At 26.6% G+C, this 4,588-nt stretch carries 6 protein-coding genes and 1 pseudogene; all 7 read left to right on the plus strand.

The genetic code is table 11. The annotated features are described in order from the left end of the window. Positions 1-496: pseudogene (locus tag Q0370_RS07100) on the plus strand (hypothetical protein); the annotation flags it as partial. Positions 497-605: 109 nt separating this feature from the next. Next, positions 606-1,568 carry a hypothetical protein gene (locus Q0370_RS07105; RefSeq protein WP_299573934.1) on the plus strand — a complete coding sequence of 321 codons (963 nt, stop codon included), beginning with the start codon at positions 606-608 and terminating at the stop codon, positions 1,566-1,568. 32 nt (positions 1,569-1,600) lie between these two features. Then, positions 1,601-2,146 (plus strand): hypothetical protein, encoded by a 546-nt coding sequence (locus tag Q0370_RS07110; RefSeq protein ID WP_299573937.1) that lies wholly within the window; start codon positions 1,601-1,603, stop codon positions 2,144-2,146. Between the two features lie 223 nt (positions 2,147-2,369). Continuing rightward, positions 2,370-2,591: a hypothetical protein gene (locus Q0370_RS07115; RefSeq protein ID WP_299573940.1), complete on the plus strand. Its 222-nt coding sequence runs from the start codon at positions 2,370-2,372 to the stop codon at positions 2,589-2,591. 271 nt (positions 2,592-2,862) lie between these two features. Further along, positions 2,863-3,579: a hypothetical protein gene (locus Q0370_RS07120; protein WP_299573943.1), complete on the plus strand. Its 717-nt coding sequence runs from the start codon at positions 2,863-2,865 to the stop codon at positions 3,577-3,579. 126 nt (positions 3,580-3,705) lie between these two features. Then, positions 3,706-3,996 carry a hypothetical protein gene (locus Q0370_RS07125; protein WP_299573946.1) on the plus strand — a complete coding sequence of 97 codons (291 nt, stop codon included), beginning with the start codon at positions 3,706-3,708 and terminating at the stop codon, positions 3,994-3,996. A gap of 227 nt (positions 3,997-4,223) precedes the next feature. Next, the gene (locus tag Q0370_RS07130; RefSeq protein WP_299573949.1) at positions 4,224-4,403 is read left to right on the plus strand and encodes a hypothetical protein; all 180 of its coding nucleotides are present in this window, start codon (positions 4,224-4,226) and stop codon (positions 4,401-4,403) included. The last annotated feature ends 185 nt before the right edge of the window (positions 4,404-4,588 follow it).

Here is a 4,588-nt window from a genome sequence, read left to right on the forward strand (position 1 = left end):
AATCTATGATAAATCAAGAGGAAATGATTTTGAAAAAATAGAAAAAATATTTGATGAATATCCAGGCATAAAGTATAATGCTGGAAATAATGAATGGGAATGTGGATTGTTGGATGAAAAATCTTTTGGAGATAGTGTAAGTTTTATTTATGTTCAGGATAAAGAATGTGTTGTAAAGAAAAAAAATTATAAAGATGAGGTTAAGGAATATTCTTTAAAAGGGATAGAAAAATATGGAAAAATATTTAATAAATACTTTAACCAAGAAAGAAATTTAGTGGAAATAGATTGGTACGAACTTATGAAGTTTAATAACATAACACCAGTAGTAAGATTTTTAGTGCCAGACGATTTAACTAAAAAAGATGTTGAAAAATTAAGAGATGAAATTACTAAATACTACAATAAAAAAGATTTTATTATACTTTTACATGGGACAGACACTTATATAGATAAAAATGGAAATGAGGTACATGAGTCTTTTGATGTGTGGTAGTAAGATTTTAAGAGTATAAACAAAGGAACAGTACTTATGTTTTTATCTAGAAAAAACATAAAAGAATTAGTTGAAACAAAAAGAAAATGTTAAAGAAAGAGAGCAGTATATGAATTTAAAAAGAATTTTTTTGAAAATAAGGAAAATTATTTTCCTTTTCTCCGTATTTTCTCTTCTTCTTTCCTGCATTGATTTTAGAAGTGATGAAACCCTAAAAGAAGAAGGGTTTCATCAGATACATAATTTTTTTAAGTCAGAATATAACTTGATATTGAGCAAGGAAGATTTTGATATAAATATGGAAGTCTACTATAAGCCCTTTTCAAAAGGTAGAGCTTTTCTTCTGAAACCTAAAAAACCTATAGAGTATAGGTCAAAATATTTTAGGGAAAATCAAAATCTACAGTGGGTAAATGAAGGTAAGAATTGGCATTTATCTTTGTGGAATGAAGAGACTATGAAAATTTTTAGTTTTCCTATTGAAAATGCTGATAAAAGATCTGAGATTACTTTTTTTAATAAAAAGTATAACTATAACTTTTTTTCAATAATAGACTATCTTGGACTTAGGCCATATGTATTAAATAATTTAATCTATGATAAATCAAGAGGAAATGATTTTGAAAAAATAGAAAAAATATTTGATAAATATCAAGACATAGGGTATAGTGCTATAAATAATCAATGGGAATGTGGATTCTGGGATTTAGATAAACATGAAAATATTGAAAAAACTGTAAGTTTTATATATGTTCAAGATAGAAAATGTATCATAGAAGAAAAAAATCCTAAACCTGATAATGAAAAATATTCTTTAGAAGAAGTAGAGAAGTATGGTAAAAAATTTAAAGAATATTTTAGCCAAGAAAGAGATTTGGGGGAAATAGATTGGCTTGAATTTATGAAATTTAACAATATAACTCCAATATTAATATTTAATTTACCTGAAAATTTAACAAGAGAAGATGCAGAAAGAATAAGAAATAAAATTACTAAACACTATAATAAAAAAGATTTTATCATAGCATTATATGGAAAAAATAAAGACTATGGAATTTATTATATTTGGTAAAAAACAGAAAACTTTAAGAAAGAGAGCAGTATATGAATTTAAAAAGAATTTTATTCATTTTATTTCTAGGATTATATTTATTATCTTGTGGAAATAAAACAAAATCAGAAGAAAACAAGCAGGAAGAAAAAAAGGGAACTGTTGAAAATACTGAAAAAAGTACAGAGAACAGATATGGAAGCAATTTGGTGGGCTATGTTACAAAACCAAATGACTGGATGGAATTTGAAGATCCAGATTCATCAGTAAATGCTGTTCAGCTTTCAATAGATCCTGTGAATATTATAACACTAGATATTGTCGGAGTGAATGGAAATTTAACGGTTGAGAAAGCAGTATTACTAATTAAAAAAAGATATTTGAATTTTGGAATATCATTAGAAAATATAAGTGAAAAAAATATAGAAATAAATGGCTACAAAGGGAAACAAGTAACTATAAAAATTCCAGATGGAAGAGTGTTAATAGTGAATTATATTGAGGATAATGGAAACATTTATCATATTTCTCAAGAAGGATTGCCTAAAGATCAAAATGAACTGACTAAAGTAGTTAATACTTGGCGTCCTGATAAATAGAGTACAGATGATATAAAACTTAAAAGAGATAAGCTCAAATTTCTTGTACTAACCATATAAGAAATTTGAGTTCCGCTCTTCATGATAACTAATTATGAAAATGGAAGATATCATGATAAAGGATTGAACAGTATAAATCATATGGGAAATATGAATGTAGAACATATTGAAAGAGTAAATGTTTCAGTTCCGGAAATAAATACTTATTTGAGGTGGTTGAGAAATGAAATATCTAATTAGAGTAAAGATAATAGTATTATTATTGTCAATAATGCTTTTGACAAATTCATGTGTAGAAATGTATTGTGCTTTATCAGATAGTGTAAGTGATTTTTGCTATGGTGTTCGTAGAAGAGAAAATGAAAAAATGGACAAACGTGAAGAAAAGATAAAAGAGAGAGAACATAGGAAAAAAATGGAAGAAATAAACAAAAACAAGGAGTAAAAGAAATATACAAACATACAAACATCTTCGCTGAAGCAGTTCCTAACCCTGTCAGAAAGGCAATGCAAAGGTAACTCGTACAGCGACATAGAGTAGATATTGCAACGCCTAATGACATTAGAAAAGAACACAAATGTATCGAAATAAATTGTATAACCAATAATTACAGTCTTGATTTCAGAGTATCTCATGGAATACTCATTGATTTTGGAATATCTCCAGAAGAAGAAGCTAAAGTCAACAGAACAAGACAAGAAATGGAGAAAAAAAGATGAAAAAAAAGTTACTAATATTATTTTTTGTTCTTTCAAATTTAATGTTATCTAAAGATGATGACAATATTCCTTTTCATAAAGAGTTGACAGAAATAGGAAACTCTATTTTTGGGAATGTTATGGGTGGAACAAATGTTATACTTAACTCTAAGAGTTACAGTAGAGAAGAATTTGAATTATATTTTAAATTACATCCACATCAAATTCAGTCATTGGACAATACTGATAAGACAAGAAAAGAATTTGAAAAAATGTTCAACAGGAATTATCTTAATAAATATTATTCTAATGATTATATAGAATTGAAAAATGGAGAAAAATTTTTATATGGTAAATTTTATAGAATAAAAAATTATACTAATTATGTACTAGAACTTTATTTCGTTGATAAAAATAATGAGTTAAAGATAAAAATATACTATAGAGAATCAAAAGATGACAAGGGATATGACTATTTGAAAACAATAAATGATAGTATAGGGGAAGCATATTTTTATGTTCCTTTTATTTGGGAAGAAATTACAGTAATTACTGAAAATAAAAAAATTCAATCAAGAAAAGATTATTTTGGAACAGAAGGGAAATTATACGAGTACTTGTTAGAGTTATTTAAGGAAGAAATTCCAAAAGAATTTTTTGAACAAAGAAATGTCAAGAGATATAAAGAAATTTATGAGCCAGATTATATTGAACCAAATAAAAAGGACAACTAAAGCCTATAGCAAAATTACGTAAACTAGTGTCTTGACAATGCGACCAAGACAAAACTTCCTGAAACAACTACTTATACAGAGCCAAATGAAATATTCTAAATAATATTTTAAGAAGGAGAAAATAACATGAACAAATATTTAGAATTAAAAAAAGCAATAGAAGAATTTTTAGGACTAAGAAAAAATTTAAACAATAGAAAAGATATTAAAGAGTCACGTAGTTTATCCTTAATAAATTATTTATGTATAGTTAACTATTTAGTATACGGAAAAATTAGTAGATTTCATGAAGATGTAAAAAAGGATATAGAAGAAGAATTTCGAAAATGGAGTCAAAATCTAGGAAAATTTGATCCATTGTTAGATTATTATTTTGTATCTGTTACTTCAGAAGGAAAATATTCAGAAAAAAAATGAAGAAATAAGACAAATTAATATAAAAGTTGGAGAATTAATACATAAAATAAAAAAACTTAGTATTGAAATTTATATAAATGATCTTATACCTTGGAGAAATTAAATAAATTTGAAATAGCATACTACACTAAAATTTAGCTAGAAGTACGCAAGGAATCATAAATGTAATAACTAGAAAATCAGAATCTGGAGAATACAATCTGATTAAGAATATTATTTCCTAAAGCGTGGCACAAAAAATGGAGCGTCTAGGATTTATTGACATTAAAGGAAAAAATGCTAAACAGATTCAGAAGGAAGTGGAAGCAAGATTTGGAGGACTAACGAAAAAAGGTATTAAAGTCAGGTTCTATGGGACAGAAGAGATGAATTTAAGTGGTCAACCGTCTGATGCCAGATGGATTTGACTACAGGAGACGGCTACATCTGGATAAACAAGGAAAGGCTGACAAACGATACAATATACTTGAACAAGTTAATCTAGCATGAATTGACACATCAGATTAGGTGTAACTAGATTGGATAATATGAGATATTATGATTACAACGGAAACAAAGGAATCGTAGAAAAAAATATAAATTCCCATAAATT

The sequence above is a fragment of the uncultured Leptotrichia sp. genome, from assembly GCF_938036635.1.
GTDB lineage: Bacteria > Fusobacteriota > Fusobacteriia > Fusobacteriales > Leptotrichiaceae > Leptotrichia > Leptotrichia hongkongensis.